Source organism: Macrococcus sp. 19Msa1099 (assembly GCA_019357535.2).
Lineage (GTDB): Bacteria > Bacillota > Bacilli > Staphylococcales > Staphylococcaceae > Macrococcoides > Macrococcoides psychrotolerans.
In genome coordinates this window covers 1954337-1980988 of record CP079955.1, presented here as the reverse complement: position 1 = coordinate 1980988, position 26652 = coordinate 1954337, and the positions used below count along the sequence as shown (strand labels likewise).

The window sequence follows — 26652 nt, the reverse complement described above, 5'->3', positions numbered from 1 at the left end:
ATGAATTATAGCCTTTCCAGTCGCACATGGCAGCTTGCTGTCTATATGTGACTGTTAGGCTATACTTCTATAAAATAAACCAATCCTGGAAGGAGAAAGAATACCCATGGCAAGAGAATTCTCTTTGAAGAACACGCGTAATATCGGTATCATGGCTCACATCGATGCTGGTAAAACGACGACTACTGAACGTATTCTTTATTATACTGGTCGTATCCATAAAATTGGTGAAACACATGAAGGTGCTTCACAAATGGACTGGATGGAACAAGAACAAGAACGTGGTATCACAATCACTTCAGCTGCTACAACAGCTCAGTGGAATGGCCATCGTATCAACATCATCGATACACCTGGACACGTAGACTTCACTGTTGAAGTTGAACGTTCATTACGTGTACTTGATGGTGCGGTTACAGTACTTGATGCACAATCAGGTGTTGAACCACAAACTGAAACTGTATGGCGTCAAGCAACGACTTATGGAGTACCTCGTATCGTATTCATCAATAAGATGGATAAAACTGGTGCGGATTTTAATTACTCTGTAGGCACGTTACATGACAGATTACAAGCAAATGCACATCCTATTCAAATGCCAATTGGTGCTGAAGATCAATTCAATGCAATCGTTGATTTAGTTGAAATGAAGCTTCACACTTTTACAAATGATTTAGGTACTGACATTGAAGTATCAGATGTTCCTGAAGAATATTTAGCAGATGCAGAAGCTATGCGTGAACAACTAATTGAAGCAGTAGCGGATGTTAATGAAGATTTAATGGATAAGTACTTAGGTGGCGAAGAGATTTCTGTTGAAGAATTGAAATCTGCTATTCGTCAAGCAACTTGTGACGTTGAATTCTATCCAGTATTAGCTGGTACTGCATTCAAAAATAAAGGTGTTCAGTTAATGCTTGATGCTGCAATTGAATACTTACCATCACCATTAGATGTTAAGCCAATTGTTGGACATGCTGCTGATGATGAAAATGAAGAAATCATAGCTAAACCTGATGATTCAGCACCTTTCGCTGCATTAGCGTTTAAAGTTATGACAGACCCATTCGTTGGTAAATTAACATTCTTCCGTGTATATTCTGGTACATTAAACTCAGGTTCTTATGTACAAAATGCTACTAAAGGTAAACGTGAACGTGTTGGACGTATTTTACAAATGCATGCCAACTCACGTGAAGAGATTTCAACAGTTTACTCTGGTGATATCGCTGCTGCAGTAGGTTTAAAAGATACTACAACGGGTGACACTTTATGTGACGAGAAGAACCAAGTAATCTTAGAATCTATGGAATTCCCGGAACCAGTTATTCACTTATCTGTTGAGCCTAAATCTAAAGCTGACCAAGATAAAATGACGAACGCTCTTGTAAAATTACAAGAAGAGGATCCGACTTTCCACGCGCATACTGATCCGGAAACTGGACAAGTTATTATCGGTGGTATGGGTGAGTTACACTTAGATATCTTAGTTGACCGTATGAAACGTGAATTTAAAGTTGAAGCAACAGTTGGTGCGCCAATGGTATCTTACCGTGAAACGTTCAAAACAACTGCAGCTGTTCAAGGTAAATTCTCACGTCAATCTGGTGGTCGTGGACAATATGGTGACGTTCATATCGAATTCTCACCAAACGAAGTTGGCGGCGGATTCGTATTCGAAAACGCTATCGTCGGAGGGGTAGTTCCACGTGAATATATTCCTTCAGTTGAAGCAGGTCTTAGAGATTCTATGGAAAACGGTGTATTAGCTGGTTATCCATTAATCGACGTTAAAGCGAAATTATTCGATGGTTCTTACCATGATGTCGATTCATCTGAGATGGCCTTCAAAGTAGCTGCTTCATTAGCACTTAAAGAAGCTGCTAAAAAATGTGATCCTGTAATTTTAGAACCTATGATGAAGGTAGAAATAGTTATGCCTGAGGAATACATGGGAGATATTATGGGTGACGTAACAAGCCGTCGTGGACGTGTTGAAGGTATGGAAGCTCGTGGTAACGCTCAAGTTGTTCGTGCATTCGTACCATTAGCAGAAATGTTCGGTTACGCGACTAACTTACGTTCTAATACGCAAGGTCGCGGTACTTACTCAATGGTATTTGATCACTATGAAGAAGTGCCTAAATCAATTGCTGAAGACATCATTAAGAAAAACAAAGGTGAATAATCTGTATTTATTATGCATTCGTGCTTAATATATTGCAATTTATCACTAAATGTTTTATAAATGAATTATGAATTCCCTCATGAGGGTGAGAATCCCTCATGAGTAATAAATACTATTAACTTAAAACTAAGGAGAGATTTCAAAATGGCTAAAGAAAAATTTGATCGCTCGAAAACACATGCCAATATTGGTACAATCGGTCACGTTGACCACGGTAAAACTACTTTAACAGCTGCTATCGCAACTGTTTTATCAAAAAAATTAGGTGGAGAAGCTCGTTCTTACGACCAAATCGATAACGCACCTGAAGAAAAAGAACGTGGTATCACAATCAATACTTCACACATCGAGTATGAAACTGACAAACGTCACTATGCTCACGTTGACTGCCCAGGTCACGCGGACTACGTTAAAAACATGATCACTGGTGCTGCTCAAATGGACGGCGGTATCTTAGTAGTATCTGCTGCTGATGGTCCAATGCCACAAACTCGTGAACATATCCTTTTATCACGTAACGTTGGTGTACCAGCATTAGTAGTATTCTTAAACAAAGTTGACATGGTTGACGATGAAGAATTATTAGAATTAGTTGAAATGGAAGTTCGTGACTTATTATCTGAATATGACTTCCCTGGTGACGATGTACCTGTAATCGCTGGATCTGCTTTAAAAGCATTAGAAGGCGTTGAAGAGTACGAAGACAAAATCATGGAATTAATGGACGCAGTTGATGAGTACATCCCAACTCCAGAACGTGATTCTGACAAACCATTCATGATGCCAGTTGAGGACGTATTCTCAATCACTGGTCGTGGTACAGTTGCAACTGGACGTGTTGAGCGTGGACAAGTTAAAGTTGGTGAAGAAGTTGAAATCATTGGTTTAACTGAAGAGCCATCAAAAACTACAGTTACAGGTGTAGAAATGTTCCGTAAATTATTAGATTACGCTGAAGCTGGAGATAACATCGGTGCTTTATTACGTGGTGTTTCTCGTGAAGACGTACAACGTGGACAAGTATTAGCTAAACCAGGTTCAATTACTCCACATACTAAATTCAAAGCTGAAGTTTACGTATTATCTAAAGAAGAGGGTGGACGTCATACTCCATTCTTCACTAACTACCGCCCTCAGTTCTACTTCCGTACAACTGACGTAACTGGTGTAGTTAACTTACCAGAAGGTACTGAAATGGTAATGCCTGGAGATAACATCGAAATGAACGTTGAATTAATTTCTCCAATCGCGATTGAAGACGGAACTCGTTTCTCAATTCGTGAAGGTGGACGTACTGTAGGATCAGGCGTTGTATCTGTAATCGAAAAGTAATAATCACTTTTTGTGATATAGAAAAAGCTATGAGGCGTGCCTCATAGCTTTTTTTTATTTTAGTTCATTCATTTTTTGTATGAGTGCTAAGAATATTTTGGGACCATTTAACAGACCATTTTCATCCATATCAAACTTTGGATGATGATGAGGATAATCTGCTTGTATTGCCGTGTTTTTTACTCCAGTATTAAAGTAACATCCCGGACGTTCTTTTAAGAAATAAGCGAAGTCTTCACCGCCTAAACTAGGAGCGGTAGTAACAACATTATTGATGGATGAAATGTTTTTAGCAATATTCTTGAGCCATAATGTTTCTTTCTCGCTATTGACAAGTGCAGGATATCCGTGGGTGTATTCAAGATTAATTTCTACATTGAAGCTTTTTTCTATTCCATTGGAAATTTCATGCAATCGCTGAATAATTACATTTTTGATCTCCTCTTTGTATGTGCGTACTGTACCTGTTAATGTAACACGATCTGCAATAACATTAAACGCATCTCCACCTTTAAACTCACCAATGGTTACAACGCCCGTCTCTATAGGATCTACGCTGCGTGATATGATTGTCTGAAGCTGAGAGATTAAGTGGCTTGCTGCTACTATAGAATCATGTGTTACATGAGGTGTCGCACCATGTCCACCTTTACCTTGTATAGTAATCTTCAATGAATCTGCATGACCGTATGACGGTCCTGTAATAAAGCCAACGTCACCGGTTTCCATACTGCTAGATGAATGTGTACCAAACACGAAGTCTACACCTTCTAATATCCCAGCTTCAATCATGGACTTTGCACCGCCAGGCAGCACTTCTTCAGCATGCTGGAAGCATAATATAACATTCCCTTTAATTTCGGATTCATATTTCTTTAAAATTTTTGCAGTAATCAGTAACATTGCAGTATGCCCGTCATGACCACATGCATGCATTACGCCTTGCACTCGTGAGCGATAAGGTACATCTTTTTGATCATTAATTGGTAATGCATCAAAGTCTGCTCTGAGTAATACTGTTGGTCCATCGCCTTGTCCTGAAAGTTTACCGTATAGGCCATATCCTCCGACATTTGTTACTATTGGAATATTAAGTTCAGTTAAATAATCTTCGATAAATTTAGAAGTATTTTTTTCTTGAAAAGAGAGTTCCGGATTCATATGTAAGTAACGTCTAATTTCTATAAGTTCTTCCCTATAGTTAATGACCTCATCTGTCCAGCTCATTATTTATCCTCCTTGTTGAAAAAGTCTTCAGTCGCTTGTAAAAATACTTTAAGGGCATTGAGCATGCCCGTCTCATCAATATCAAATTTCGGGTGATGATGTGGGAAATCGGCTTTAAAGTTTTCGTTACGTGTCCCTGTATAGAAGAAAGAACCCGGAACACGTTGTAAATAGTAAGAGAAATCTTCTCCGCCAAGAGAAGGTTTTAGTTCGACAAGTTCCTCGATATCTTCTATCTTTCTCGCGGCATTAACAATAAGGTCAGTCTCATTGATAGTATTTACTACAGGTGGATAGCCTTTACTATACTTAAGTTCATAAGTAATACCCATCGTAGTAACCAGTCCTTCGAGACATCTTTTTAATTCATCTATCATCAATCTTTGTGTCGTCGGATTAAATGTTCTTATCGTACCGGCTATTTTAGCACTATCAGGGATGACATTATTTTGGTCTCCAGCTTGTAGCTGTGTTACGGATATGACAGCAGGTGTAGTAGCGCTTGTTTTACGTGAAACGATATACTGAAGATCATTACAGAGTCTAATAGTAGCAGCAACAGGATCGATTGTAGTGTCAGGATGTGCAGCATGTCCACCTTTCCCGTTTATTGTAATCCAGAAATCATCAGGTATGCCAGTTGCAGTGCCGTATTTATAGCCTAATTTTCCTACTTCTAGATCACTGGAGACGTGTTGACCAATGATAGCATCTACGCCTTTCAAACAATTGTCCGCAATCATTTGTATCGCGCCACCAGGGTCTACTTCTTCAGCATGCTGGTGTATAAAAACAAGATTCCCGTTTATTTTATCGAAGTTCTTTGCAAGAATCTTTGCAGTGATCATAAGTATGGCTGTGTGTGCATCATGTCCACAAGCATGCATCACGCCAGGGACTTGCGATTTATAAGGTGCATCTTTCTCATCTTGTATTGGTAATGCATCAAAATCTGCACGTATCGCAAGCGTCGGAAGTGATTCATCTTTGATTAACCGACCGACAACGCCTCTACCACCGACATTACGTTCTACTGTAATACCTTGCTCCTCAAGAAATGCTGCGATATACTCAGGTGTTTTTTCTTCTTGGAAAGAGAGTTCCGGGTGCATGTGCAAATGTCTTCTTATTGCTACTAATTCATCATAGTATTCATTGACTAGGGTTATCATACACATGCTCCTCTTTTAATATACATAAGAATAACTTTACAGCATCAATCATTGCCTGTTCATCAAAGTCAAAGAGTGGATGATGATGAGGTGCAGTTATCCCTTTTGCTTTATTTCCTGCTGCTGTTAAGAAGAATGCACCTGGTTTATGCTGTATGTAGTATGAAAAGTCTTCACCAATCATCAATTGCTCTGTTTCTTTGTATTCAATACCTGCATGTTGTGCAGCACGCTGTATGACTTCTACAGATTGCGTGTCATTAATAACAGCAGGATAGCCATCGATATAATTGAATGTGTACGTTGCTCCTTTAGCTGCAGTAATGCCTTTAATCTCTCTGTCCATCGCTTTCTTAATCAGTGCCTTAACTTCAGGATTAAAAGTCCGTACTGTACCTGTACAATAAGCGCTATCACTGATGACGTTAAAAGTATCGCCTGCGACGACTTTACCTATTGTCAGGACAGCTTGTTCAGTGGGGGCCACATTACGTGAAACGATTGTCTGCAAATTGATAATGAGTTCGGCTAGAACAACAATGGCGTCTACTGTTGTATCGGGGTGAGCTCCATGACCTCCCTTTCCTTGCACAGTAATATGAAATGTATCTGGGCTAGCCATTAGCGCACCATTTCTTGAATAGATAGCACCCTGTTCATAAGGAGACCATAGATGATTACCATAAACTTTATCAACACCGGCTAGTGCTCCATCATTCACCATATCATGTGCACCACCTGGGGCGACTTCTTCAGCAAATTGAAAAATTAGCGTGACCGAACCTGTTATTAATTCATAAGTTGAATTTAGAAGTCTTGCAACAGAGAGTAAAATTGAAGTATGTCCGTCATGTCCACAAGCATGCATAACGCCATCATTTTTAGAACGATAATCTACATCTTTCTGGTCTTGTATCGGCAGTGCATCAAAGTCCGCACGTAGAGCGATAGATGGTCCTTCACCATTTGATATGTTTGCTACAATACCTTTACCACCCACATGTTCTCTAATTTTGAAATGTTTGAGATGCGTTAAAGAATTTAATATGTATGCGTATGTCTTTTCTTCATGAAAACTAATTTCAGGATGTTGATGAAGATATCTTCTGATCTCCACCATCTTATCAAAATCATTAGCGATTAATTGTTCAATGTCCATTTCAACGCTCCTTACTTTAAAAAAATTTAATATTTCTAGTGTATCAAAAAGTTTAGAATATTTAAACTTCTTAACACCAAAATTTCAATAGTGCGTTCATTAGAACTCCTAAAATAGTTGTGTTATGATGATAGTGAAAATGAAAAGGGGTGTCAATTTATGACTAAAGCTTTACAATCGTTCTTAACGGAGCGTTTAGACGAACTAAAGGACAATGGTTTATACAATGAAATTAATGTAGTACAAGGACCAAATGGTGCTAAAATTAAGATTGATGGTAAAGAACTTATCAACTTATCTTCTAATAACTATTTAGGGTTAGCAACACATGAGCGTTTAAAGAAAGTTGCAAAAGAAGTGGTAGATTCTCATGGCGTAGGTGCGGGGGCAGTTCGTACGATTAATGGTACTTTAGACTTACATGTGCAATTAGAAGAGAAATTAGCAGAGTTCAAAGGGACAGAAGCTGCGATTGTATATCAATCTGGTTTCAACTGTAACATGGCTGCTATTAGCGCAGTAATGGACAAAAATGATGCAATTCTTTCTGATGAATTAAACCACGCTTCAATCATTGATGGTTGTCGTTTGTCAAAAGCGAAAGTTATTCGTGTTAATCACTCGGATATGGCTGATTTACGTATAAAAGCAAAAGAAGCGGTTGAGTCTGGTTTATACAATAAAGTGATGTATATTACTGATGGTGTTTTCTCAATGGATGGAGATGTTGCAAAACTCCCTGAAATCGTAGAAATTGCTGAAGAATTTGGATTAATTACGTATGTAGATGATGCACATGGATCAGGTGTTATGGGTAAAGGGGCAGGAACAGTTAAGCACTTTGGTCTTCAAGATAAGATTGACTTCCAAATCGGGACATTATCTAAAGCAATCGGCGTCGTAGGTGGATATGTAGCAGGAACTAAAGATTTAATCGACTGGTTAAAAGTGGCTTCACGACCATTCTTATTCTCTACTTCTCTAGCACCAGCTGATACACGTGCAATTACGGAAGCAGTAACAATACTTATGGAATCTACAGAATTACATGATAAATTATGGGAAAATGGAGACTACTTAAAAGCAGGGTTAGAAAAATTAGGCTTTGATATCGGTCATTCTGAAACACCCATCACACCATGTATTATCGGTGATGAGAAGACAACTCAAGAATTCTCTAGACGTTTAATGGAAGAAGGCGTATATGCAAAATCTATCGTCTTCCCAACAGTGCCACGTGGAACAGGGCGTGTACGTAACATGCCGACAGCAGCACATACGAAAGAAATGCTTGAAGAAGCGTTAGCAATCTATGAGCGAGTAGGGAAAGAATTAAACATTATTAAATAGTTTATTGGCTGGAGTGCACCTCCAGCTTTTTTATATATGTTCATGTAAAAAGATAAATAAATGTATTCTTATGGTGGACATGTAAGCGTTTTTAATATAGAATCTAGGGGGTAATAGTCAATATATTAATTATTTGTTCGTTTCGGGAATACAGTTGTATAAGGGGAGAATGAAATGGAAAAGATTATGATTACGGGTGCTTTGGGTCAAATTGGTACAGAATTAACATTAAAATTAAGAGAAATCTATGGGGTGGATAATGTATTAGCTACTGATTTACGTCATCCTGAAGCAGGTGCTAAAGTATTAGAAGGGCCATTTGAAGAACTAGATGTAACGGATGCTGAGCGCATGGATAAATTAGCTTCAGACTTTAATGCTGACACGATTATGCATATGGCAGCACTCTTATCCGCAACAGCTGAAAAGGATCCGGTATTTGCGTGGAACTTAAATATGGGCGGCTTACTTAACGCTTTGGAAGTTGCACGTAAATATAATATGCAATTCTTTACACCGTCTTCGATTGGTGCATTTGGACCAAGTACACCAGCTGACAACACACCACAAGTTACAGTTCAACGTCCTACAACAATGTACGGTGTAAATAAAGTTTCTGGTGAGTTATTATGTGACTATTACTTCCACCGCTTTAATGTGGATACGCGTGGCGTACGTTTCCCGGGACTTATCTCACATGTCAAAGAACCGGGTGGTGGTACAACGGATTATGCAGTAGAGATTTACTTCAAAGCAATTCGTGAAGGTAAATATACTTCATACATAAACAGTGGTACTTTCATGGATATGATGTTTATGGATGATGCGATTGATGCAATTATTAAGTTAATGGAGGCACCTTCTAAAAACCTAAAAGACCGTAATGCTTTTAATGTAACTGCAATGAGTGTTGATCCGGAAATGATTGCTGCAAGCATTCGTAAATTAGTGCCAGACTTCGAACTTGATTATGATGTAGATCCAGTGCGTGAAGGTATTGCACAAAGCTGGCCAGACTCAATTGATGCAACAGAAGCAAAGAAACAGTGGGGATTTGATCCTAAGTTTGATTTAGATGCAATGACGAAGGAAATGTTAAATGCAATTAAATTAAAAGAAAATAAATAATTGATGAATCTTATAAAAATCCAAAGAAATGAGTAGTATCAGCTACCCATCTCTTTGGATTTTTTTAATAGCATAATGGAAGCGTTTTAATTGTATATAAGAATTAGAATTTTCTAAAAACTTATTGAAAAAGGAATTTGGAGTTGCTATACTAAGTGACATTAATAATAAATTTTGAAGGGATTGGATGAAATGGTAGTAGTATTTGAAGTGGAAGAACGAATGCACAAACAGCAAAAACCTAATCCTGAAAACTTAGGATTTGGTAAGTTTTTTACAGATTATATGTTTTCAATGGATTACTCAAATGAAGAAGGTTGGCATAACAAAAAAATTATCCCTTATCAAGAAATCTCCATGAGCCCTGCTTCACAAGTGCTTCATTATGGTCAGGCAGTATTTGAAGGGCTGAAAGCTTACAAGACGCAACACGGTGTTCAGTTATTTCGACCTGATCAAAATTTTAAACGAATGAATCAATCATGTGAGCGTTTAGAAATACCCCAGATAGATGTTGAAGAAATGGTACAAGCGCTCAAACAGCTTGTTGAACTCGAGAAAGATTGGATTCCAAGTGGTGCAGGTCAATCTTTATACATTAGACCGATTGTATTTGCGAATGAACCTTTCCTAGGTGTACGACCAGCGATCAGCTATAAATTTCTGGTTCTTTTATCTCCAGTCGGTGCATATTATGGTGGTGGGCAATTAACGCCAACGAAAATCTATGTTGAAGATGAATATGTTAGAGCTGTTAGAGGTGGTGTGGGATTTGCTAAAGCAGCAGGAAACTATGCTGCAAGTTTAATTGCACAGTCTAGAGCTGAAAAATTAGGCTATGATCAAGTGTTGTGGCTAGATGGTGTAGAACAGGCTTATATTGAAGAAGTAGGAAGTATGAATATTTTCTTTGTTATCAACAATAAACTCGTTACACCTGAACTGAATGGTAGTATATTACCGGGGATTACACGAAAATCTATTTTAGAGCTTGCAGAGCATCTAGGGTACGAAGTGGAAGAGCGCCGCATTAGTATCCAGGAGGTTGTGGATAATGCAAAGAATGGTAGTTTAACAGAAGTATTCGGTGCAGGAACAGCAGTCGTTATCTCACCGGTTGGCGAGATTAAATATAAAGATGATGTATTGACGATTGGTGATGGCAATACAGGTAAGATTACTGAAGAACTATATAGTGCTTATACTAGTATTCAAAGTGGTTCGAAAGAAGATCCGTTTGGATGGTGTGTATCAGCAGAATAATTATTAAGGAGTGGTTCAACTATGGATATTCATATTTGTAACGATAAAGAAGGTCATATTATGTAAAAACTAAAAATAGGAGTGGATGATTATGGAACATGAGATGAGTAGAAAAGACTATTTTAAAGATCGATTCGAAAAGGGAGCACAAGGTATCTCGGCAGGAATCTTTGTAGCGCTCGGGGTAGGAATGTTATTGAAGTCAATTGGAGGTTTATTGCATATTGATTTATTAGTTCTTTTCGGTACGATTTCGATGTTAATTTTAGCACCGGCACTAGGAGGAGCTATCGCTTATAGTTTAGGCGCAAATGGAATTACATTAGTTTCTGCTATGGTTGCTGCAACAATCGGTGGTAATGCACTGAAAGAAGTAGATGGAGCTTTTACAATCCAGACAGGACTACCTATCGGAGCAATTATCGGTGCAATCGTAGCAACTTATGTCGGTAAGAAAGTAACCGGAAAGACCATTCTCGATATGATGGCAGTGCCAGTATCTGCAGTGCTTGCTGGTAGTTTAGTAGGTTATTATCTAGCACGCGTTGTGGAACCTGCATTAGTTGTTATTTCGAAATCAATCGCTCAATCTGTAGAAGGACAACCACTCATCTCGTCTGTAGTGATCGCGCTCGTATTTGCAGTTATCGTAATGACCCCAGCATCGTCAGCAGCACTGGTTATTGTCTTACAACTTGATCCAGCATCTTCTGCGGCAGCACTCGTCGGTATCTCAGCACAATTCGTCGGATACACAGCGATGGGGCTAAAGGATAATGATCTAGGTGGCTTCTTAGCGCAACTCGTGTGTACGCCTAAGGTTCAGTTCCCGAACATTGTAAACAACCCTAAAATTACGATTGCGCCTCTCGTAGCATCTGCAATCAGTGGTCCAGTTGCAATTCTGTGGTTTAAGCTGGGCGTACCCTATGAAATTGGTGGTATCGGTTTATGCGGCTTCATCGCACCGATGCAAATTTTAAATGATCAAGGCATTGTCGCATTTACGCAGTTTATGATTGCAGGCGTCTTTCTACCGCTTGTCGTAACGTATGTATTACACTACGGTGTTGCACGACGTTTTAATCATGTGAAAGCAGGGGACTTAACTTTAGAAATCAAATAAATAAAATATCTCGCTCAAGTTAGAGTGAGATATTTTTGCGTGAAAAGGTTATAAAATAATAAAAGTGAAGTTAGGGAGTAGACAAAAATTATGACGAAATTAATCATTTTTGATAAAGATGGGACATTAATGAAATTAGGACATCCGGTGGTGAAGTTAGCTGATGATTTGATCAATGAATTTTCAGTGCGTACAGATATTCATGTGCCAAAATCTGAAATAAAAGACGCATTCGGTATTGTCGATGATCATGTTGATAAATTGATTGGTGCAAAAACAACAAAGGCAATCGTATCCAGTTTAGAAAAGCTTCCGAATGGTGATGCGATGGCCAGCTGGTTACTTAAAAAGATTGAATATGCAACATCTAATGATGAAGCGGAAGGCATAGAAATTATTGAAGGTGTCGAGGAAACATTGAAATCTCTACATGATAAAGGTTATCTTCTTGCTATCGTATCAGCAGATGACAATGCATCGATGGATTTATTCATAGATAAGTATGGTATTCGTGAATATTTCGATAAGATTATTACGAGTGATTCATCAGATTATCATAAACCACAAAAAGAGTTGGTGCAGCTTATAATGGATGAGTTAAATGTTGAAAAAGAGGATACGATGATGGTAGGAGATACTGAGATGGATGTTGAACTTGGTCAGAATGCTGAAGTCAGAAAAATAGTAGGCGTATTATCAGGCTCTGGTGATGCACAAGATTTGCGAAATGCGGATATAGTATTAAATAGTGTGGCTGAGATTGTTGATAGGTTAGGGTTATAAACCAATATAAAAATGGTGCGGTAATGTTTTACCGTACCATTTTTAATATTTATCTTTTATGCATTGCACGATGTGTGTGGATCACTTTAGCAATCTTCTCAATCACTGGATCAAGTGAATCGATATCACCATATACATCATATTCATTGATATTAATTCTTACGACAGGGCATGCATTGAAGTTCTCAATCCATTCGACATAACGCGCATATAATGCACGCCAATAAGTTTCATCTGTTTCGATTTCCATTTGACGACCACGTTCCGCGATACGATTAATCACATCTTCATAATCGCTTTCTAAGAAGATTAAACAGTCGGGTTGCGGGAAGTATGGTGTCATTACCATTGCTTCGTATAACTGATAATAAGTTGCGAAGTCTTCTTTCGTCATCGTGCCGCCTTCTTCATGCATCTTAGCAAAGATATCTACATCTTCATAGATGGAGCGATCCTGTATAAAACCGCCGCCATATTCAAACATACGTTTTTGTTCTTTAAAACGTTCTGCAAGAAAATAGATTTGTAAATGAAAGCTCCAGCGATCAAAATCATTGTAGAATTTTTCTAAGTAAGGATTGTTATCTACTTTTTCAAAAGAAGTTCTGAAGTTTAGCTTCTCAGCCAGTGCTTTTGTTAACGAACTTTTTCCGACTCCGACAGTACCTGCAATAGTGATGATTGCATCATTAGGGATTGTATACATATTAAGCTCCTATAATATCTTTTATTTGTTGTACGATATACTCATAATCAGCTGCATTATTTACAAAGTCCGTATCACTTGTATCGATAAGTATCGTCTGATGATCATGTTTCATTGATTCATATACACGTCTATAATCCTCGGTTAACTTTAATAAATAATCATCTTCGATATGAGATTCAAAGTCACGATTACGTAGCTGAATGCGTTGTTTAAGTACATCTAGATCTGCTGTTAAGAACACAGTAACGTCAGGTCTGCGAACTTCTCGTGTCAATATATCGTAAATTTCTTCGAACATCTTATATTCTTTATCATTTAAAGTGTTGTTTGCGAATACTTTATTTTTAAGAATATGATAATCGCTAACTACAGATATATCATTTGATAATTCTGTTAAAACCTTATATCTGTTGCACAGGAAAAACATTTCTGTCTGAAAGCTCCACTTATCGATATCTTCATAAAAGTCAGATAAGAAAGGATTTTCTTCAACGATTTCATAGATGGGGGTTAAATTTAAAGTGGATGATAGCTTCTTAGTCAGTGAACTTTTGCCGACACCGATCGGTCCTTCTATTGCTATAAATAAAGGTGCCATATTTCTCTCCTCGAATGTTAAAATAAAATAGTATTTGTATTGTACCATAAAATAAATAAGGCGGATGAAGAAATGAATCATGAAATCTTTATGCAGATGGCGATTGATGAAGCAAAAAAAGCATATAAAATCAATGAAGTACCTATTGGAGCAATCGTTGTAAAGCATGGGGAAGTTATTGGCCGTGGCCATAATTTACGAGAATCGTTACAAAATCCACTGATGCATGCAGAAGTTGTTGCGATAAATGAAGCAAGTAAAAATATTGGCTCATGGCGTTTAGAGGAATGTGTATTGTATGTGACACTTGAACCTTGTGTAATGTGTAGCGGAGCAATTGTAATGAGTAGGATTCCGACTGTCGTATACGGTGCTCATGATGCAAAAGGTGGTTGCAGTGGATCGCTCATGAACTTGTTGCATGAATCACGATTCAATCATCAGGCAACAGTAATTGCAGGTATCAAACATGAAGAATGCAGTCTATTGCTTAAAGATTTCTTTAAAACACTTAGAAATAATAAATTACTCGAGAAGAATAAGAAACTAAAAGAGTAACATCTTTAGATAAAAGTCACTGAATTTGATACACTGTATGTATTAATAATAGGAGATGAAATGATGATTAGACTAATCGCAACAGATATGGATGGTACATTATTGAATAGTGCGCATGAAATCTCAGAAGAAAATATTCAAGCGATTAAATATGCACAATCGAAAGGTGTCACTGTGGCTATTGCGACGGGACGCGCATTCTATGAAGCAAATACGCCTGTGAAACCAACTGGACTTAAAGTCCCTTTTATTTGTCTGAATGGGGCAGAAGTACGCGATGAAGCCTTCAATATAATATACACTTCTAAGATTAGTGATGAACAGATTAGGCTCATCACAGAAACTCTTAAAAAACATCATCTATACTATCAGGTATATACGAGTGCACGTATCTATACTGAAGATAAAGAGAAGGATCTTGAAATTTACATAGATATTGCGGAGAAAATGGGGCATACTCCAGATGTTGAAAAGATTCGTAAATCAATACAAAAGCGTATAGATAACGGCTCTTTAAAAGAAGTCGATAGTTATGAAGAAATATATAAACGTGAGGGTGAGGTTGTTCTGAAATTCCTGGCGTTTTCTAGTGATTTGTCAAAGATAGATGCAGCAAAGGCTGAACTTGCTGAATATAATAGTTTAGCAATATCATCATCATCAAGAGGGAATATAGAAATTACGCATACTAATGCACAAAAAGGAATTGCATTGGAATCCATATGTGAAAAACTGAATATTACGATGGATGAAGTGATGGCCATTGGTGATAACTTAAATGATGTTTCAATGTTAGAACGTGCTAAATATTCATTCGCTATGTCTAATGGAGCAGAGGAAGTTAAGCAGGTTGCTAAATACATGGCCGGGGACAATGAAGAAAGCGGTGTAGGACGCGCAATTATGCAAGTTATGAATGGAGAAATAAAATAAGCAGCCGTCTGGCTGCTTATTTTATTTGCCTGATTACTGTTGCAGGAATGCCTGCAACGACAGCATTATCTGGTATGTCTTTTGTTACAACTGCACCGCTCGCAATAACGACATTATTACCTATCTTTACACCTGGATTAATGATACTGCGTCCACCAATCCAGCAATTATCACCAATCACAACAGACTTTGCATACTCTAAACCGCTATTACGTTGAATAGGATCAATCGGATGAGTGGCTGTATAGATATGCACACCTGGAGCTATCATACAGTTATCGCCAATTGTAACTGACGCGCCATCTAAAATCGTTAAATCATGATTTGAATAAAAGTTTTCACCTAAGTGAATATTATAGCCATAATCAACACGTATATTTGCTTCGACATGAATGTGCTCGCCCGTGGTTCCGAAGATTTCTTTAATGAGCTGACAGCGAGCATTTACTTCATCTTCTGGCAGATTATTGTAACGACGTGTCATAAGCTTTGCATTCATTCTATCGTGCGCAAGTTGTGCGTCAGAGGGATTATATATAGCACCTTGTAGCATCTTTTCTTTTTCAGTGAGCATATTATTTATTATACGTCAGACGTGCAAAGGCATCATGCTGATGAATAGATTCTTCATTGCGACATTCAATTGTAAAACCTGTAACGAAATCAAGTTCTACTAAATCAGCTGCAATTAATCGTAATAAATCTTCGACAAAACGTGGGTTTTCATATGCACGTTCCGTTACTGATTTTTCATCTGTACGTTTTAATATTGGGTATAGCATTGAACTAGCGTTGACTTCCATCGCTTCTAAGATGCGTTCTTTGAAGTTTGCTGGTAATTCACCTTCTGGTGCAAAGTCAGCTTTAACTGTCACGATACCGCGTTGGTTATGAGCAGAGTATTCGCTGATTTCTTTAGAGCATGGGCAAAGTGTTGTTACCATTGCAGTCAATGTTAACGATTTATTAACTGTCGTATCACCTTCAACTGTCATAGAAAAACGTGTATCAGCATGTCCGATTGCACGTAGGTTTGTTACTGGACTGAAACGGTCAAAGAACCATTTTGCATCTACATCAACAGTCGCATCTTTTTGATGCATTACTGTCTGTAAAGTAATTAATACTGTTTTTAATGTATCGAAATCAAGCGATAAACCATTATCATAATGGGCTTCAACTGATTCTAAAATACGGCTCATGTTAATGCCTTTTTCATCTTTAGCCAAATGTGTAGATAGGCTAAATGTTCCTGCTGTTTGATAACCATCCAGTCGGACAGGATATGTTAAATTTTTAATACCTACATGATCGATTTCAAATAAAAAATCTTTTTTCGAACTTTGCAGGTCTGTCATCTTTTCTTTCTCAGTAGGTTTATTCCCTTTAATAGGATCTACCGAACCGAAATGTTTCCATCGACCTTCACGTGTATTTAAATTATATTGATCCATCTCATTCTCCTAATTAAACTTCGTATTCGTAGAAGCGTTCTTTTCGAAGCCACATATCTTGTGCCGCTTCTGCTTCTTGTGTATTTGCCGCTAAATTTTCTAGCATTGGTCCTGTTTGCGATGCATGTGCACCTAATACATTCATCTTTCTTTCTTCATAACCCGTAATATCATATTCAACATTTGGTTCTCCGATATTCTCAACAGTATCATTACTAAAAGCGACTAAATGTAATTTAGGCTTTTCACCCTCCATACGACGCACCGCTTCAACTACTGCATCTGCTGTAGCTTCGTGGTCTGGATGTACAGAGTAACCTGGATAGAACGAAATAATTTTTGAAGGATTTAATTCATTGATTAATCCTGTTACCATGTCGACTAAGTCATCTAATAATTCAAATTCTAATGTCTTATCACGGTAACCCATTTTGCGTAAGTCGGTAATTCCCATTACGCGACAAGCTTCTTCTAGTTCTTTCTCACGAATCTTTGGTAATGATTCACGGGTTGCGAATGGCGGATTCCCTAGGTTTCTCCCCATTTGCCCTAGTGTTAAGCATGCATAAGTAACTGGCGTGCCTGCATCTATATGTTTCATAATCGTACCTGATACACCGAATGCTTCATCATCCGGATGAGGGAAGATTACGAGCACTTGTCTTTCTTGTTCCATCATCATTTCCCCCTTAAACCTCAAATGGCGTTTCGCTTATTTCAAGAGCTGCGGCAAGCTGACCTTGATAGTTTAAACCAGCCATTAAAAAACGGCCTTCTTCGTCAATTTCAAAGTGTGTTAAACCTTGTACATAAATCCAGCCACTATTTAATTTCAAACCGACACGGAAAGGTTCTTTTCCGCCGCCAGTAATAATCCCTTGAATATATGATACTTGAATATTACGTAAGAATGTACCTGCATTGAACACTTTTTGATCAAAGTGACTTGCATAAGCACCATTCGTTGTTTCTACATGTAAATAGACAGGTTTCTCTTGAAATTGATTCAATAGCTCCTGTACTTGTTGTTTGTCGATTAGTTCCATCTTCATTACTCCTCAAAGTTTATACTAAACTATTTTACTAAATAAATTGTAAAAATTATACCTTTTGAGCTTGTATAAGAAAAAAAGACATAAAAAAACTGAGCGACATCCGTACTTATAATGCAGTACGCTCGAACTAACGGCGTTCCACGCTCAGGCACGAGTTAAATCAAAAAAGATGACTGGAAACAAAGAACATTTCCTGCCATCTTTTCATAATATTACTCATGTCACAATCTTTTTTTTACACTTCTTTAGTTGTTACTTCAATCTTCTCAACGTTATTGTAAGCACCATGCTGTACTGGTCCTACAAATTCGTTCATTTTCCATCCGTGTTTAATTGCTGATGCGACAAATCCTTTAGCAGCAATTACCGCTTCACATGGAGATTTACCTAATGCTAAGTTTGCTGTTGTAGCAGCGGCAAATGTACAACCTGCACCGTGATTATATGATGATTGGAATTTATCAGTTGTCAGTAATGTATAATTATCACCATCGTAATATAAATCTAATGCTTTATCAGATTCTAAAGCTTTTCCACCTTTGATAATAACGTGTTTTGCACCACGTTGATGAATGATTTCAGCAGCTTCTTTCATTTGTTCGATTGTTGTTAGTTTACCTAAACCAGATAATTGACCTGCTTCGAACAAGTTCGGTGTCACAATTGTAGCAAGTGGTAATAAATATTTAATCATAGCATCCGTGTTGCCAGGATTAAGCACTTCATCTTCCCCTTTGCATACCATAACAGGATCCACTACGAAATACGCAGCATCAGAATCTTCAAAAGCTTTGGCCGCACGCTGGATGATTTCTTCGGTTCCTAACATACCTGTTTTAATGGCATCAGGGCCGATAGATAATGCAGTTTTAATTTGTTTATCTAATAATTCAATTGGCAGTGGTGTAACATCATGGCCCCAAGTTTCTGGATCCATTGCGACTACAGCGGTTAATGCCACCATACCGTATGTGTTATATTCCTGGAAAGTTTTTAAGTCAGCTTGCATACCAGCTCCGGCACTTGTATCAGATCCGGCAATTGTTAAAATCTTTTTTAAGCTCATTTTCATTTCCCCTATTCTTGTTTGTTTGTTAATATCATATCATGAATACGTTTAATTCAAAATGATATATTTATAATATATATGAGGTGGATAGTATGGAATGGGAGCAGATTTTTCATGGAATTAAAGAGAAATATAATTTTAATGAAATGGATGAAATATTAGAAAAAGCATATGCAACACAGACAGTATATCCAGCACGTGAGAATATATATAATGCGTTTAAGTTTACGCCATTTAATGACGTTAAAGTTGTAATTATAGGTCAAGATCCTTATCATGGTCCAAATCAGGCACATGGCTTGGCCTTTTCTGTAATGAATGGGACAAAACTTCCGCCATCATTACGTAACATGTACCAGGAGCTGGAAAACGATTTAAACATTCGAAGACATACAGGTGAATTGACAGGATGGGCATATGAAGGTGTGTTATTATTGAATAATGTATTGACTGTTTTAGGTGGTCAGGCACATTCGCATAAAGGTATTGGGTGGGAGCAGTTTACAACTGAAATTATAAAAGCTGTTTCGCAATATAGAGAAAATGTGGTCTTCATACTATGGGGTAAACCAGCACAGAAACTTGAGCCTTTAATTGATAAGACGAAACATAAAGTCATTAAAAGTGTCCATCCAAGTCCGTTGAGTGCCTACAGAGGATTCTTTGGATCAAAACCATATAGTCAGACGAATGAATATTTAGTTGCACACAATAAGACGCCAATAGACTGGGGAAGGGAGGATGTTCAGTGAACGATAAACTCATTCAGAAATTGTCCGAAGAAGTTGAAGCGCTTAAACGCGCTTCAACTGTTGTAGAATTTAATAAACATCTCTATGCGATAGAAATGATGGCAAATATCGGACAAAGCGAAACGAAATCAATACCTAAACCTGCATATATGGCTGCAGAATCACCACCAGTAAAACAAACCGGACCGCACGAAGCGATTTCACCAGAAGAACTGAAGATGATGGGTGCTAAAGTTGTATCGAATGATAGTAAGATTAAAACAGATGATGGTTTTGGTAATGGAGATTCAATCTTTGATTTTTAATAAATAGGAGGGCATTAACATGAAATTATTCTTGATTATAGGTGCATTTAACGCAATGTTAGCAGTGGCACTTGGTGCATTCGGTGCACATGGTTTAGAGGGTAAGTTAAGTGAGAAGTACATGGATATATGGGATAAAGCGACGGCGTATCAAATGTATCATGCACTTGGTATTATTGCGATTGCAATTTTAAATGGTACTACGAAGATGAACTTAAATACAGCAGGATGGTTGATGACAATAGGTATTGTACTTTTTAGTGGATCACTTTATCTACTGGCATTAACGCAAATTAAAGTGCTTGGTGCGATTACTCCAATTGGTGGTGTCCTGTTTATTGCAAGCTGGGTTATGCTGATGATTGCAGCAATTAAATATTAGGCTTATCATAAAGAAATTTTTGACGAGCATCCCTTAAACTATATTTTATGTTAAGGGATGCTTTTTTATATAAGCCTTCAGAAAAGTATATGTGGGAATTTACATGTTATGGACTAGATAGATTAGGGTAAAGCATTTCTGAGGTGATTTTATGAGAGGGAAAATTATTAAAAAACCACAAAAACCTGTACGTAAGGAGCTTGAGAAGAATCTTTCTGAAAAATTTGTATGGGCTATAGCATATGGTTCAAGTATAGGATGGGGTGCATTTATTTTACCAGGGGACTGGATAAAAAGCGCTGGACCAATAGGTGCTACAATCGGCATACTCCTTGGCGCATTACTTATGATTGTCATTGCAGTAAGTTACGGTGCTTTAGTTGAGAAATTTCCGGTATCAGGAGGCGCATTTGCATTTGGTTACTTAGGATTCGGAAAATACATTGCATTTTTTTCAAGCTGGTTCTTAACTTTTGGATATATATGTATTGTCGCATTAAATGCATCAGCGTTTAGTTTAATCTTTAAATTCTTATTCCCGGGACTTATGACAAGAGGTAAATTATATACGGTCGCCGGATGGGATGTATATGTTACAGAGATTATATTATCTTCAGTAATACTTATTATATTTGGATGGATAAGTGTTAAAGGAGCAAGTTTTTCAGGAAACTTACAATACGTATTTTGTGTCATATTAGCAGTCGTAGTAATCATGCTATTTATCAGTTCAATGTTTACAAAGGATTTTTCATTTGGATATTTATCACCAATTTTCAACGAAAACATGGGAGCTTTACAATCGATACTTATGATCTTAGCAGTCGCACCTTGGGCTTTTGTGGGATTTGATAATATTCCTCAAACTGCAGAAGAATTTAATTTTGCGCCTAGCAAAACATTTAAATTAATTGTTTTTAGTTTATCTGCAAGTGCATTTACATACGTAGCAATGATTTTATTGACGGGCTGGACAGTTAAAGATGCATCTGTATTAGGCGGAGATTTATTTGTTACAGGATCAGTTATCCAGTATGCATTTGGATACATTGGTGTAGGAATACTATCAGTTGCAATACTGATGGGGATATTTACTGGATTGAATGGATTTCTGATGAGTTCAAGCAGATTGTTGTTTTCGATGGGGCGTTCGGGTGTAATGCCGAGAATATTTAGCCGTATTCATCCAAAATACAATACACCATACATAGCAATAGCATTCATTACATTACTGGCGCTTTGTTCTCCATGGCTAGGTAGAACAGCGTTGACGTGGATTGTCGATATGAGTTCTACAGGAGTGTCTATTGCGTATTTAGTGACATGCTTAAGTGCTTATCGTCTTTTTGGACAACGTAATACACTACACTATGACCTGAAATATAAATGGATGGCGTTACTTGGAGTAATTGTGAGCGCCACGTTCCTTATTTTATTACTCTTTCCGGGGTCTCCGGCATCACTTAAACTACCTAGTTATATTGCATTAGCAGTTTGGTTAATAATAGGGATTATATTCTTTATGATTCGTTTTCGTAAACTTAAAGCAATGTCTAAAGAGACATTAGATCACCTAATTTTAGATAAGGAAATAAACAAAAGCAGCTAAAACTTTAGCTGCTTTTGTTTATTTACGTGTTGTATTTTGTTGGTGCGAACGTTTCTCTAATTGTTTTTTTACGATTGGAATTAGGATGGGACTTAATTTAATGATTAGTCGAACTAAACGTTTCATAGTATATCCTCATTTCTGTAATGTATTAGTAGTTATATAACCGTTATTGCGTATATTAAACATGTTTTTTGCGCAACATGAAATAAAATGGAATTCCGATGACTACGAAAAGTACACCGAGCATTGAACCGGTGAAATCACTCATTAATGTACTGATGATAATAAATAGACCTCCACCCATCGCAACGATAGGGACGATTGGATATAAAGGTACTGAATAATCGCGTTTTTGTCCTTTATTTTGTTTGCGTAATATAAACAGTCCGATAAAGCTAGCGATATAGAAGATATAAATTACGAATATACATACTTCAGATAAGTAGTCGGCGTTCACGACTTCAGGAATTACGATTGTAAGTAAAAGTAGAATCATACTTACAACATACATTGTAATCATTGCACCGATGGGTGTTTTAAATTTAGGGCTTACATAGCTGATAAATTTCGCGAAGGGCAATAAGTTATCATCAGCCATTGCAAATGGAATACGAGGGAAAGTCATAATTTTTCCGTTCAAGCAACCGAATATCGAGATAATAACGCCGATATTAACAAATTTAGAACCGAGGTCACCGAATAATATTTTAGCGGCTTCCGCAGATGAAGTGTTTCCTAGTCCAACAAGCGTTTCAGCAGGGATGACTTTAAAGACAGCGATATTGATGAGTACATATGCGAATGTAACAACGCTTAGTCCTATAAGCATCGCAAGTGGCAGATTGCGCTTTGCATTTTTCATTTCACCTGTTAAGTTTGTCAGTAGAATCCATCCATCGTATGCAAATAACGTAGCTAGTACGGCACGACCGAAATTAACTTCTCCTTTATTCTCAATTAAGCTTGTCACGTTATGTCCGAATACACCTTCTTTACCCCACAACAAACCGAAGATAATAATAGCGAATACAGGAATCAGTTTACAGATTGTAGTAAAGGTCTGCATCGCACCACCAGCATTTGTACCAAGAATATTAAGAATGACAAGAAAAGTAAATGCTGCGACACCAATCCATATACCTAGGGCTGGATCGATTCCAAAAAAGTTCGTTACGAGTATGCCGAAGAATAATGAAAGTGAAGCGATAATTGCGGGGCCATAGATGACCGTCTGCATCCAACCTGTTAAAAATCCCCAGAAGGGACCATAAATATCTCTAATATAAGCATACAATCCTCCGGTTTTTGGTATTTGTGCGCCTACTTCTGAAATAGTCAGACCTGCTGCTAAAGTTAATACACCTCCGACAACCCAGGCCCAGATTGCAAGATCACTTGTACCTGCATGATTGAGCACTACGGAAGGTTTAACGAACACGCCAGAACCAATAATCGTTCCGATAACTATCGTTATAGCAGTCCAGAATCCTATCGTTTTTTCGAGTGCTTGTTCTCCATGATGTTTATTCATAACGCCACCTCTTTTTATAGTTTTTATCAATATATCATGAAATCAGAATATAAAGAATAGTAATTCAATAAAGTATTTTTTTATAATACGTATTGATTTATTTCAGATTTTTGATAATATTGTAATTGAGAATTTTTCTCATTGATAACTATTATCAATGATGACAGGAGCTTTTGTTCATGAAAATAATTTACACCACATTACTGTTGCTGGTTTTGTCTATAATTTCAATGTTTATTGGTGTTGTAGATTTGAGCCCATCAAATTTACTAAACTTGGATGAGAATCAAAAGAATATTTTGTTGAACAGTCGATTGCCGAGAACATTTGCTATTATATTAGCCGGTGTAGCACTAAGTGTGGCGGGTTTGTTGATGCAGCAGCTCACACGTAATAAATTCGTGTCACCAACAACAGCGGGGACGATGGATTTTGCGAAGTTTGGTGTACTCATCGCAATGATATTCTTTGCACAAGCACCACTACTTGTTAAATTATCATTCAGTATTGTTTCAGCGATTATCGGTACGATGATGTTTATGTGGATTGTCAATCGTATCAAGTTTAAAGATGCTATCTTTATTCCCCTTGTAGGGCTCATGCTCGGTAACATCGTTTCAAGTTTAGCGACGTTTATGGCACTACGTTTCAATGCTATGCAAAGTATTTCTAACTTCTTTGTGGGAGACTTCTCGATGATTACGAAAGGACGCTATGAAGTATTATTTGTTATTATTCCTATGGTAGTGCTGATTTACCTCTTTGCGCATCACTTTACCATCGTCGGAATGGGGGAGTCCTTCAGTAAAAACTTAGGTATATCTTACGCGAAGATGATGAATTTAGGAGTTGTTATTGCTGCAATCGTTTCGGCGACAGTAGTTGTAACAGTCGGTGTATTACCATTTTTAGGATTGATTATTCCGAATATCGTCGGACTGTTTGTCGGCGATCATATGAATAAAGCTTTACCATATACAGCACTGTTTGGTGCAATTCTTGTTATGGTAGCAGATATATTCAGTCGATTAATTATCTTTCCTTATGAGATTCCGATTGGTCTCACACTCGGGATCGTAGGAAGTGTTATCTTCATGGCGATTCTTCTGAAAAGGAGGAAGTCATATGTCTAGCCAAATGAAAAAGGCGAGTGCACTCATTATTGTAATGCTGCTCCTTATGACAGGGTTTGTGCTGATTCAGTTGAATTTTGCAATTCTTGATTACGTTCTCCCTTCAAGATTAAGAAAACTTGCAGCGATATTACTTGTAGGTGCAGCAATTGGTGTATCATCACTCGTATTCCAGTCGATTACTGAGAATCATTTATTAACTCCTTCAGTCATTGGGTTAGACGCTGTGTACTTATTTATTCAGACGATTATTATCTTCTTGTTCGGGAAGATGGGAGATGCCGTGTTTAACGTATATACGAACTTCTTCGTCTCTGTAATATTAATGATTGGTTTTACATTAGGTTTATTCAACCTCGTATTTAAGAAGAATACGTCCGTATACTTTGTACTACTTTTTGGTATTGTAATGGGGACATGTTTTTCAAGCTTATCAAGCTTTATGCATATGGTTATGAATCCAGATGACTTCTTGCTGTTACAGGATAAATTGTTTGCGAGCTTTAATACAGTGAATGAGAAACTATTAATTATCAGCTGTGCACTCATCATCATATTACTGATATATATTTACAAGAAATCATATGAATTAGATGTGTTAAGCCTCGGAAAGACCCATGCAACCAATCTTGGTGTAAATGTCGACAGGCTTACACGTAACATGCTGCTTGTAATTGCAATACTAGTCAGCATTTCAACAGCACTCGTTGGACCGATTACGTTTTTAGGTATTATCGTATGTAACGTAACTTATCAGCTCATGCAGACATTTAAACACCAATATTTAATCATTTCTGTAATTGCAGTATCCGCAATTACATTGTTACTTGGCCAAATGATCAATCAATATTTCTTCGATGGAACGACAGAGATTACGATACTTATCAACTTTATCGGAGGGATTTACTTCATATACTTATTATTCAAGGAGGGCGCTCATGATTAAAGTTAACAATTTGTATAAAAATATCGGTAATAAAACAATATTAAAAGACGTATCAACGGAAATTAAGAAAGGTGCAATCACAGCGATTATCGGCCCAAACGGTGCTGGTAAGAGTACATTGTTATCAGCCATTACGAGACTGTCTGATTTTGATAAAGGGACAGTGCAGTTAAATAATCAAGAAATCAGTAAGATGAAAAGCGATGATATCGCGATGCAGCTTGCAGTATTGAAACAAAGTAACCATACGAATTTAAAGATAACAGTACGTGATCTTGTAAACTTCGGACGATTTCCATATTCAAAAGGACGTCTCACGAAAGAAGACGAACGTATCGTTAACGAAGCAATCGACTATTTAGAGTTAGAATCTTTTGAAACAAGATTTCTTGATGAATTATCAGGTGGACAAAGACAACGCGCATATATTGCGATGACATTAGCACAAGATACAGACTATATCTTCCTTGATGAACCACTAAATAATCTTGATATGAAACATTCGGTACAAATGATGCAGCTATTACGTCGTTTAGTACGCGAAAAAGGAAAAACGATTGTAATCGTAATACACGACATTAACTTCGCATCATGTTACGCAGATTACATTATCGCCCTGAAAGACGGTGAAGTACTGCTGGATGGAACGAAAAACGAATGTATCACAACAGAAAACTTGAAGACTGTATACGATATGGACATTAATATCGAGTGCATATTCGGACAGCAAATTTGTGTATACTTCGATGATGAAAGTATGACGGTAGATGAATTTATAGAAGAAGTTCAGGCGGTATAAACTTAAATCATCGAAAGGAGTGTTGCCGGGTTATTACTACTATGGGGCAGCGATAAAACGGGGGAAATACATTACACTAAGGAGACTG

General features: G+C 37.5%; 27 protein-coding genes. 16 read left to right on the top strand and 11 right to left on the bottom strand.

The genetic code is table 11. The features are described from left to right. Window positions 1–106: 106 nt before the first annotated feature. Window positions 107–2188 carry an elongation factor G gene (gene fusA, locus KYI10_10585; protein ID QYA32764.1) on the top strand — a complete coding sequence of 694 codons (2082 nt, stop codon included), beginning with the start codon at window positions 107–109 and terminating at the stop codon, window positions 2186–2188. Window positions 2189–2332: 144 nt separating this feature from the next. Next, the gene (gene tuf / locus KYI10_10580) at window positions 2333–3520 is read left to right on the top strand and encodes an elongation factor Tu (protein ID QYA32763.1); all 1188 of its coding nucleotides are present in this window, start codon (window positions 2333–2335) and stop codon (window positions 3518–3520) included. A gap of 54 nt (window positions 3521–3574) precedes the next feature. Here the strand turns inward: tuf and KYI10_10575 are convergent, their stop codons facing one another. The 3 genes from KYI10_10575 to KYI10_10565 are packed head-to-tail and all read right to left on the bottom strand — an operon-like array spanning window position 3575 to window position 7078. Further along, on the bottom strand, window positions 3575–4747 hold the full coding sequence (locus KYI10_10575) for an amidohydrolase (GenBank protein QYA32762.1): 1173 nt from the start codon (window positions 4745–4747) through the stop codon (window positions 3575–3577). Then, window positions 4747–5925, bottom strand: coding sequence for an amidohydrolase (locus tag KYI10_10570; protein ID QYA32761.1), 1179 nt, complete (start codon window positions 5923–5925; stop codon window positions 4747–4749). Before KYI10_10570 ends, KYI10_10575 begins: the two co-directional genes overlap by 1 nt. After that, on the bottom strand, window positions 5900–7078 hold the full coding sequence (locus KYI10_10565; GenBank protein ID QYA32760.1) for an amidohydrolase: 1179 nt from the start codon (window positions 7076–7078) through the stop codon (window positions 5900–5902). The genes KYI10_10570 and KYI10_10565 overlap by 26 nt, the downstream gene beginning before the upstream one ends. Window positions 7079–7237: 159 nt before the next feature. Here KYI10_10565 and KYI10_10560 point away from each other — a divergent pair, with 159 nt between their 5' ends. The 5 genes from KYI10_10560 to KYI10_10540 all read left to right on the top strand — a co-directional run bounded on the left by KYI10_10560 (window position 7238) and on the right by KYI10_10540 (window position 12728). Continuing rightward, window positions 7238–8428: a glycine C-acetyltransferase gene (locus KYI10_10560; protein ID QYA32759.1), complete on the top strand. Its 1191-nt coding sequence runs from the start codon at window positions 7238–7240 to the stop codon at window positions 8426–8428. 174 nt (window positions 8429–8602) lie between these two features. Beyond that, on the top strand, window positions 8603–9556 hold the full coding sequence (locus KYI10_10555; protein ID QYA32758.1) for an NAD-dependent epimerase/dehydratase family protein: 954 nt from the start codon (window positions 8603–8605) through the stop codon (window positions 9554–9556). Window positions 9557–9748: 192 nt separating this feature from the next. Next, complete coding sequence (locus KYI10_10550; GenBank protein ID QYA32757.1) at window positions 9749–10819, top strand: branched-chain amino acid aminotransferase; 1071 nt, start codon at window positions 9749–9751, stop codon at window positions 10817–10819. Window positions 10820–10910: 91 nt separating this feature from the next. Further along, entirely contained in the window at window positions 10911–11945 is a 1035-nt protein-coding gene (locus KYI10_10545) for a PTS sugar transporter subunit IIC (GenBank protein ID QYA32756.2), read from the top strand. Between the two features lie 90 nt (window positions 11946–12035). Further along, the gene (locus tag KYI10_10540; GenBank protein QYA32755.1) at window positions 12036–12728 is read left to right on the top strand and encodes an HAD family hydrolase; all 693 of its coding nucleotides are present in this window, start codon (window positions 12036–12038) and stop codon (window positions 12726–12728) included. A 49-nt stretch (window positions 12729–12777) separates the two neighbouring features. Here KYI10_10540 and KYI10_10535 read toward each other — a convergent pair whose 3' ends face one another. Both KYI10_10535 and KYI10_10530 read right to left on the bottom strand, forming a co-directional pair. Further along, a complete protein-coding gene (locus tag KYI10_10535) occupies window positions 12778–13434 on the bottom strand; it encodes a deoxynucleoside kinase (protein QYA32754.1) in 657 nt (218 codons plus the stop codon). Between the two features lies 1 nt (window position 13435). Next, complete coding sequence (locus tag KYI10_10530) at window positions 13436–14035, bottom strand: deoxynucleoside kinase (GenBank protein QYA32753.1); 600 nt, start codon at window positions 14033–14035, stop codon at window positions 13436–13438. A gap of 72 nt (window positions 14036–14107) precedes the next feature. On the opposite strand from KYI10_10530, the gene tadA reads away from it, so the two are divergent. Together tadA and KYI10_10520 are read left to right on the top strand one after the other, a co-directional pair. Further along, window positions 14108–14593, top strand: coding sequence for a tRNA adenosine(34) deaminase TadA (tadA, locus tag KYI10_10525; protein ID QYA32752.1), 486 nt, complete (start codon window positions 14108–14110; stop codon window positions 14591–14593). Between the two features lie 63 nt (window positions 14594–14656). Beyond that, window positions 14657–15526 (top strand): Cof-type HAD-IIB family hydrolase, encoded by an 870-nt coding sequence (locus KYI10_10520; protein ID QYA32751.1) that lies wholly within the window; start codon window positions 14657–14659, stop codon window positions 15524–15526. Between the two features lie 16 nt (window positions 15527–15542). Here the strand turns inward: KYI10_10520 and KYI10_10515 are convergent, their stop codons facing one another. The 5 genes from KYI10_10515 to thiD all read right to left on the bottom strand — a co-directional run bounded on the left by KYI10_10515 (window position 15543) and on the right by thiD (window position 19101). Next, window positions 15543–16100, bottom strand: coding sequence for a sugar O-acetyltransferase (locus tag KYI10_10515; protein QYA32750.1), 558 nt, complete (start codon window positions 16098–16100; stop codon window positions 15543–15545). 1 nt (window position 16101) lies between these two features. Continuing rightward, entirely contained in the window at window positions 16102–16980 is an 879-nt protein-coding gene (gene folE2 / locus KYI10_10510; protein ID QYA32749.1) for a GTP cyclohydrolase FolE2, read from the bottom strand. 13 nt (window positions 16981–16993) lie between these two features. Continuing rightward, complete coding sequence (bshB2, locus tag KYI10_10505; GenBank protein QYA32748.1) at window positions 16994–17656, bottom strand: bacillithiol biosynthesis deacetylase BshB2; 663 nt, start codon at window positions 17654–17656, stop codon at window positions 16994–16996. A gap of 13 nt (window positions 17657–17669) precedes the next feature. Next, a complete protein-coding gene (locus tag KYI10_10500) occupies window positions 17670–18026 on the bottom strand; it encodes a YojF family protein (GenBank protein QYA32747.1) in 357 nt (118 codons plus the stop codon). Window positions 18027–18270: 244 nt separating this feature from the next. Then, window positions 18271–19101 (bottom strand): bifunctional hydroxymethylpyrimidine kinase/phosphomethylpyrimidine kinase, encoded by an 831-nt coding sequence (gene thiD, locus KYI10_10495; GenBank protein QYA32746.1) that lies wholly within the window; start codon window positions 19099–19101, stop codon window positions 18271–18273. A 95-nt stretch (window positions 19102–19196) separates the two neighbouring features. Here thiD and KYI10_10490 point away from each other — a divergent pair, with 95 nt between their 5' ends. The 4 genes from KYI10_10490 (at window position 19197) to KYI10_10475 (ending at window position 22152) form a co-directional block, all read left to right on the top strand. Next, window positions 19197–19856 (top strand): uracil-DNA glycosylase, encoded by a 660-nt coding sequence (locus KYI10_10490; GenBank protein QYA32745.1) that lies wholly within the window; start codon window positions 19197–19199, stop codon window positions 19854–19856. Continuing rightward, a complete protein-coding gene (locus KYI10_10485) occupies window positions 19853–20161 on the top strand; it encodes a DUF5327 family protein (GenBank protein QYA32744.1) in 309 nt (102 codons plus the stop codon). Before KYI10_10490 ends, KYI10_10485 begins: the two co-directional genes overlap by 4 nt. Window positions 20162–20180: 19 nt before the next feature. After that, entirely contained in the window at window positions 20181–20543 is a 363-nt protein-coding gene (locus KYI10_10480; GenBank protein ID QYA32743.1) for a DUF423 domain-containing protein, read from the top strand. A gap of 151 nt (window positions 20544–20694) precedes the next feature. Continuing rightward, the gene (locus KYI10_10475; protein QYA32742.1) at window positions 20695–22152 is read left to right on the top strand and encodes an APC family permease; all 1458 of its coding nucleotides are present in this window, start codon (window positions 20695–20697) and stop codon (window positions 22150–22152) included. A gap of 181 nt (window positions 22153–22333) precedes the next feature. On the opposite strand, the gene KYI10_10470 is transcribed toward KYI10_10475, so the two are convergent. Beyond that, on the bottom strand, window positions 22334–23686 hold the full coding sequence (locus KYI10_10470) for an amino acid permease (protein QYA32741.1): 1353 nt from the start codon (window positions 23684–23686) through the stop codon (window positions 22334–22336). A 179-nt stretch (window positions 23687–23865) separates the two neighbouring features. On the opposite strand from KYI10_10470, the gene KYI10_10465 reads away from it, so the two are divergent. From KYI10_10465 to KYI10_10455, 3 genes are read left to right on the top strand one after another with little or no spacing between them, the layout of a single operon-like run. Further along, the gene (locus KYI10_10465; protein ID QYA32740.1) at window positions 23866–24819 is read left to right on the top strand and encodes an iron chelate uptake ABC transporter family permease subunit; all 954 of its coding nucleotides are present in this window, start codon (window positions 23866–23868) and stop codon (window positions 24817–24819) included. Next, the gene (locus tag KYI10_10460) at window positions 24812–25765 is read left to right on the top strand and encodes an iron chelate uptake ABC transporter family permease subunit (GenBank protein QYA32739.1); all 954 of its coding nucleotides are present in this window, start codon (window positions 24812–24814) and stop codon (window positions 25763–25765) included. The genes KYI10_10465 and KYI10_10460 overlap by 8 nt, the downstream gene beginning before the upstream one ends. Next, complete coding sequence (locus KYI10_10455) at window positions 25758–26564, top strand: ATP-binding cassette domain-containing protein (protein QYA32738.1); 807 nt, start codon at window positions 25758–25760, stop codon at window positions 26562–26564. Before KYI10_10460 ends, KYI10_10455 begins: the two co-directional genes overlap by 8 nt. Window positions 26565–26652: the final 88 nt, after the last annotated feature.

Coding starts and splice junctions, on each gene's coding strand:
- KYI10_10465 (QYA32740.1), top strand. CDS start 23,866: ATGAAAATAATTTACACCACATTACTGTTGCTGGTTTTGTCTATAATT.
- KYI10_10470 (QYA32741.1), bottom strand. CDS start 23,686: ATGAATAAACATCATGGAGAACAAGCACTCGAAAAAACGATAGGATTC.
- KYI10_10535 (QYA32754.1), bottom strand. CDS start 13,434: ATGTATACAATCCCTAATGATGCAATCATCACTATTGCAGGTACTGTC.
- KYI10_10555 (QYA32758.1), top strand. CDS start 8,603: ATGGAAAAGATTATGATTACGGGTGCTTTGGGTCAAATTGGTACAGAA.
- KYI10_10515 (QYA32750.1), bottom strand. CDS start 16,100: ATGCTCACTGAAAAAGAAAAGATGCTACAAGGTGCTATATATAATCCC.
- KYI10_10540 (QYA32755.1), top strand. CDS start 12,036: ATGACGAAATTAATCATTTTTGATAAAGATGGGACATTAATGAAATTA.
- KYI10_10475 (QYA32742.1), top strand. CDS start 20,695: ATGAGAGGGAAAATTATTAAAAAACCACAAAAACCTGTACGTAAGGAG.
- KYI10_10565 (QYA32760.1), bottom strand. CDS start 7,078: ATGGACATTGAACAATTAATCGCTAATGATTTTGATAAGATGGTGGAG.
- KYI10_10570 (QYA32761.1), bottom strand. CDS start 5,925: ATGTGTATGATAACCCTAGTCAATGAATACTATGATGAATTAGTAGCA.
- KYI10_10530 (QYA32753.1), bottom strand. CDS start 14,035: ATGGCACCTTTATTTATAGCAATAGAAGGACCGATCGGTGTCGGCAAA.
- tadA (QYA32752.1), top strand. CDS start 14,108: ATGAATCATGAAATCTTTATGCAGATGGCGATTGATGAAGCAAAAAAA.
- KYI10_10550 (QYA32757.1), top strand. CDS start 9,749: ATGGTAGTAGTATTTGAAGTGGAAGAACGAATGCACAAACAGCAAAAA.
- KYI10_10490 (QYA32745.1), top strand. CDS start 19,197: ATGGAATGGGAGCAGATTTTTCATGGAATTAAAGAGAAATATAATTTT.
- tuf (QYA32763.1), top strand. CDS start 2,333: ATGGCTAAAGAAAAATTTGATCGCTCGAAAACACATGCCAATATTGGT.
- KYI10_10575 (QYA32762.1), bottom strand. CDS start 4,747: ATGAGCTGGACAGATGAGGTCATTAACTATAGGGAAGAACTTATAGAA.
- fusA (QYA32764.1), top strand. CDS start 107: ATGGCAAGAGAATTCTCTTTGAAGAACACGCGTAATATCGGTATCATG.
- KYI10_10455 (QYA32738.1), top strand. CDS start 25,758: ATGATTAAAGTTAACAATTTGTATAAAAATATCGGTAATAAAACAATA.
- thiD (QYA32746.1), bottom strand. CDS start 19,101: ATGAGCTTAAAAAAGATTTTAACAATTGCCGGATCTGATACAAGTGCC.
- KYI10_10545 (QYA32756.2), top strand. CDS start 10,911: ATGGAACATGAGATGAGTAGAAAAGACTATTTTAAAGATCGATTCGAA.
- KYI10_10460 (QYA32739.1), top strand. CDS start 24,812: ATGTCTAGCCAAATGAAAAAGGCGAGTGCACTCATTATTGTAATGCTG.
- KYI10_10500 (QYA32747.1), bottom strand. CDS start 18,026: ATGGAACTAATCGACAAACAACAAGTACAGGAGCTATTGAATCAATTT.
- bshB2 (QYA32748.1), bottom strand. CDS start 17,656: ATGGAACAAGAAAGACAAGTGCTCGTAATCTTCCCTCATCCGGATGAT.
- KYI10_10560 (QYA32759.1), top strand. CDS start 7,238: ATGACTAAAGCTTTACAATCGTTCTTAACGGAGCGTTTAGACGAACTA.
- KYI10_10480 (QYA32743.1), top strand. CDS start 20,181: ATGAAATTATTCTTGATTATAGGTGCATTTAACGCAATGTTAGCAGTG.
- KYI10_10520 (QYA32751.1), top strand. CDS start 14,657: ATGATTAGACTAATCGCAACAGATATGGATGGTACATTATTGAATAGT.
- folE2 (QYA32749.1), bottom strand. CDS start 16,980: ATGGATCAATATAATTTAAATACACGTGAAGGTCGATGGAAACATTTC.